The sequence below is a fragment of the Phocaeicola sp. RTP21198st1_B8_RTP21198_201120 genome (genome assembly GCF_040929485.1).
Classification (GTDB): domain Bacteria; phylum Bacteroidota; class Bacteroidia; order Bacteroidales; family Bacteroidaceae; genus Phocaeicola; species Phocaeicola dorei.
This window is the reverse complement of record NZ_JBCOCI010000154.1, coordinates 1-4,364: the sequence shown is the minus strand read 5'-3', so window position 1 is coordinate 4,364 and position 4,364 is coordinate 1. Positions and strand designations below refer to the sequence as shown.

The window sequence follows — 4,364 nt, the reverse complement described above, 5'->3', positions numbered from 1 at the left end:
CGTCTGTCCTCCACGTCAGGAGCACTTGCTTTTTTCAAGCGTTCCACTTCCGCTTTCAGTTGGGTGACCTGTTTGTCTGTCTGTTTCAGCAGAACATCACTGTGCGCTTCCGGCGCCGGAAGCAGCTTGTCAATCTTATCTTTTTCTATGGCACGGATGATTTTGATGATCCGTTCGATTCCCTGAAGTTCCAGTGTCTTGAACTTCCCGTTGATTGATGTTCGGGGATCCACCCCGTTCCGCTCAAAGTAGGACAGCATTGTCTCAATAAATTCACTAGACGACACGCTTCCTTTCATTTCGTCTAGATGCTGTTTCACATCTATGGATACACGAATGTTTTTTGTAATTTTTTTACATAATCTTAAATTTTTCTGCAAATGTAAGGGCGGACCAGCACAACCTTTTTGTACTGCCTCCATATTATTTTCTGTAGATTTTTCGCCTACATTGCAAAGAGCTGACAATCAATTATATATAAAAATATGTAGATTTCATATAGACAATACAATTACTTGATTATCAACATAAAAAAGCTAAAATCTACAGAAAAAGTAGACTATTTGTCTACAAAAAAATCATAATCAATTGACAATCACGGCTCTGTGTGATTTGATTCATGACTTTGCCTGAACCCTGCTGTAAGCGTCTCCGCGATTCTATATAGTGTATTAAAATAAAAAGGCTAATGATCCCTTTTTAGTCATTAGTCTTTTTCCATCTGTCAGGAAGCAGTTCCCTGTATTTTTCAATTGGTGTGTTCAGTTACCATTCGGCTGTTCTGTTAATCACATCCGTGAGATACTCAAATAAATTCACTTTATGCATCCTACAAGTGAGTGCTATCGTATAGAGTATGGCGCCTCGTTCGGCCCCCTTATGGCTGCCGAAGAACAATGAGTTTTTTCTTGATAAGGATATGTACCGGTTCATCCGTTCAACCATATTGTTGTCCAGATAAGTGTCACCATAATTAAAGATGTCCACCACTGCATTCCACTCATTGCGAAGATAGGTAATGGCTTCCTGCAGTTCGCTCTTAGGTAATAAATCCCCCCGTTCTTCTATTTCATCAAGCACATCTTTTATTTCTCCGAGTATGTCCAGAGCATACTTTTTTCGATGCATAAGATTCTGTTCTACCGTCCATCCCTCAACCTCAACTTTATGCTTATGTTCGTTTTGATAAAGTGCGTTTATCAGTTCCACGATTCTTTTTGCATCCGGGTCCTTCTCACCGCAATCTATAAATTTCCGTTTTATATGTTGCAAGCACGGGATGCGTGTGATATGGAGATAAGCATCGCTTTCAAGCTTCCGGTAAGGTGAGTAACCATCGCTTTGCATAATACCTTTACAACTGCCTAATTCGTTAAGAATAACTCTTTCAGACCGGGAGCCGTCATCATAGAGCAAGTATATCATCCTGGTGTTTATGCCGACAACCACCCAAAGGTATCCCTTCCTGACTCCTTTTCCCTTGCTGTTCTTTTCCGGGACGAGTATTTTGTAATAGGTTTCATCGGCTGCCTTATAAGGATCACTCAAAGCTGTCTGCCGGATGCACTTATAAAGATTTTCGAAGAGGCTTGAGGCTTTCTCTATCAACTTATGAGCCGTAGGTTTCTTCAGCGTAAAGCCATGACTCTCGAAGTAGTTGATGATTCTTTCAACAGGTAGCGATTGTATATAACGTAATTCCATCAATCCGGCAATAAATGAACCGTCATAGCTGGAATTCAAGAAGGCCGAAGCCGGTGTTTTTCCCTCAAACAGGCGACCTTCTTGCCTATAGGTGTGTATCTTGTAGACATGCTTGATGAAGCGCATGGGTACACATTCATAGCGGACGCATATTCTGGGAACAGTGGTAAACAACCGGGCCTTATTGATGTCAAAATCGGGATCATCGGGATAAACGACATGTTCTTCTTCCTCCATCTCATAATGCATATCACGTTTGGCCCCATTGTTCTTTCTTGCTTTACGCTTATCTGCTTTTTCCGCTTCTATCTTCTGTCGCTCCTCTTCGAATATGGCAGATTGGGGAGCCTGTTGCTGTTCGGATGTGTTGGATACAAGTTTGGCGAGTCCCTTAGTAAGGCGCTGTTGCTTGCTAAGAGATTCGCCTTTTTGAAGGAGTGCCTCTTTAAGGGAAGAAACCTCCTTTATCAAAGCATCTATTTGGTCCAAGAGTCTGTTGTTGTCATCTCGTAATCCCTTGATTTGTTCCTTCAATAACTCTATGATCTCATCCTTTTTCATGGCATAAAGATATAAAAAATCAACGAATTGGCCAAATAAACCGGATGATATCTTTAGCGCAAATAACTAATAATCAGAATGTTGAATTAGATCCTAAAACGCTTTCTCAACCGTACAGACTTTAATGAACTCCATTTAAGATAAAAGACAAAACCTGATAAGAAATCTCGTAATTACCTGTATTGGGGTTAAATGTCGGTAACTCAAAACTTCCACCTTCGAGGCGCTTGTAGTACAGAAGAAAGCCATCGCCATCCCAACGCAGTATTTTTACACTTTGTCGGTTTTTACCAAAGAATAAAAAGATATCTCCGGAAACGGGAGACAAGTCCTTCATTTCCGATCGTATAATTTTGAATAAACCGTCAATGCCAAGGTTCATACGAACAAAGCCCTGGTACAGATAGTATCGATTGGCTGATGTTAGAGAATACATGGATCTCCCTCCTTTCTTTCGTAATCGCGCAACATTTTAATAACACCACTGGGTGTGGCCCGTTTGAACGAAATGGTGGTTCCACTGTTAAAGGTGATTGTGATCCCGGCAAGACTAAACTCTTCTTCCGACAACATGGCGGGTGCTATTTGAGTGAATGAAGGAAAGGAAGTTGTCGGTTGGGAGGGGGCAACGCCGCCATAATAATCACGGACTACATCTGCCTTGGCTTGTTTAACGCTATAGCCCCGTCTGGACATCCAGGAACTCATACCACCAAAAGTGGTATGCTGATCGCGGCAAACATCGGCTAAAGAACAATTGTAGTCTACTTTCAATGCTTCAAGGAAATGTTTCCAAGTTTTTCCAAATCGATTTTCTGCTAAATCCATAATGCTTCATTTTTATACATAGCAAAAATATAAGAATGAAAAAAGGGCGACAAGATAGAATCGCGGAGACGCTTACCTTTTATTAGTAAAAAGGGACATCTATCATTCCTATACTGTATCTATTTTAGTGTAGCATTAGGTGAGATAATCCATTTAAAGACATACGAATGCACACTTTATAGGATGATAACCTGTATTTGACAGCTTAATTATCTATGGGGAGCGGCAGTATTTCTATAGTTCACAAGTGTGTGCCGTACAGCCCACGCATGTAAACCATACAGCCTACATATGCGGGCTATGCAGCACACACTTGTGGGCTATAAACTTATCGCCGTTTAAGTGGGATTTTTGAGCTGCGATATTCGGATTTATATGGCTTCATTATGACAAAAACAAGCCGTCTTATGCTTATAGGATATTTATACGGCTATTTTGTAGATGATAGGTAACCCGTTTTTACTGGTAAAAGTATGATAGATACATTTTTTTAAAGCTATCTATCATAGATATTACAGTGATAATTAAAACATTACTAAAATGAATGATAGTATGATAGATAGTTTTTTCATTATGTAATGTTTAGTTCAAGCTCCTATACTATGAATTAGTTCAAATCCATACTGTTATGAATATTGAAGTTTTCTTTTATCCTATCTTTGAGGAAATTCAACAAAAAAACTCTATCTTTGTTTTGTAATTGAGACACAGCATATAATGGGAAGATTTATCAATCCCTTTACCGATTTTGGCTTTAAGTTTTTATTCGGCAGAGAGGTAGAAAAGGAGTTGTTAATCGACTTCTTGAACGATTTGCTCGTAGGAGAGCATGTGATTACCGACATTCAGTTCCTTAACAACGAACAGCAGCCGGAAGTAAAAACAGAACGAGGACTTATCTATGATATATATTGCAGAACCAATACAGGGGAGCATATTATCGTAGAAATGCAGAACCGGGAGCAGCCTTACTTTAAAGACCGTGCCCTCTTCTATCTCTCTAGGGCCATTACGCAGCAGGCGAAAAGGGGAGTTTGGAACTTTCAATTGGATGCCGTGTACGGAGTGTTCTTCATGAACTTCGTGATGGACAAGGATATACCCTCTAAAATCAGAACGGATGTTATCCTTTCTGACAGGGATACAGGTAAGCTTTTCAACAGTAAGTTCCGGCAAATCTTTATTGAATTGCCGAACTTTAATAAAGAAGAGGATGAATGTGAAAATGATTTTGAACGCTGGATTTATATACTAAAGCATATGGATACACT

The 4,364-nt window shown here is 39.8% G+C and carries 3 protein-coding genes and 2 pseudogenes; 1 reads left to right on the top strand and 4 read right to left on the bottom strand.

Annotated elements, in window-relative coordinates; translation table 11 throughout:
• The 4 genes and pseudogenes from AB5935_RS23595 to AB5935_RS23580 form a co-directional block, all read right to left on the bottom strand.
• A partial coding sequence (locus AB5935_RS23595; RefSeq protein WP_368327631.1) for a BfmA/BtgA family mobilization protein occupies nucleotides 1-320 on the bottom strand: 320 nt, incomplete at its 3' end.
• A 379-nt stretch (nucleotides 321-699) separates the two neighbouring features.
• Nucleotides 700-2,265: pseudogene (tnpC, locus tag AB5935_RS23590) on the bottom strand (IS66 family transposase).
• 86 nt (nucleotides 2,266-2,351) lie between these two features.
• Nucleotides 2,352-2,701: pseudogene (tnpB, locus tag AB5935_RS23585) on the bottom strand (IS66 family insertion sequence element accessory protein TnpB).
• Complete coding sequence (locus AB5935_RS23580; protein WP_368327629.1) at nucleotides 2,689-3,093, bottom strand: hypothetical protein; 405 nt, start codon at nucleotides 3,091-3,093, stop codon at nucleotides 2,689-2,691. The pseudogene tnpB and the gene AB5935_RS23580 overlap by 13 nt, the downstream one beginning before the upstream one ends.
• A gap of 717 nt (nucleotides 3,094-3,810) precedes the next feature.
• On the opposite strand from AB5935_RS23580, the gene AB5935_RS23575 reads away from it, so the two are divergent.
• The coding region (locus tag AB5935_RS23575; protein WP_368327628.1) for an Rpn family recombination-promoting nuclease/putative transposase at nucleotides 3,811-4,364 on the top strand (554 nt) is incomplete at its 3' end.

Excerpts from the sequence above, each read along its gene's own strand:
- AB5935_RS23580 (WP_368327629.1), bottom strand. The coding sequence starts at position 3,093 with ATGGATTTAGCAGAAAATCGATTTGGAAAAACTTGGAAACATTTCCTT.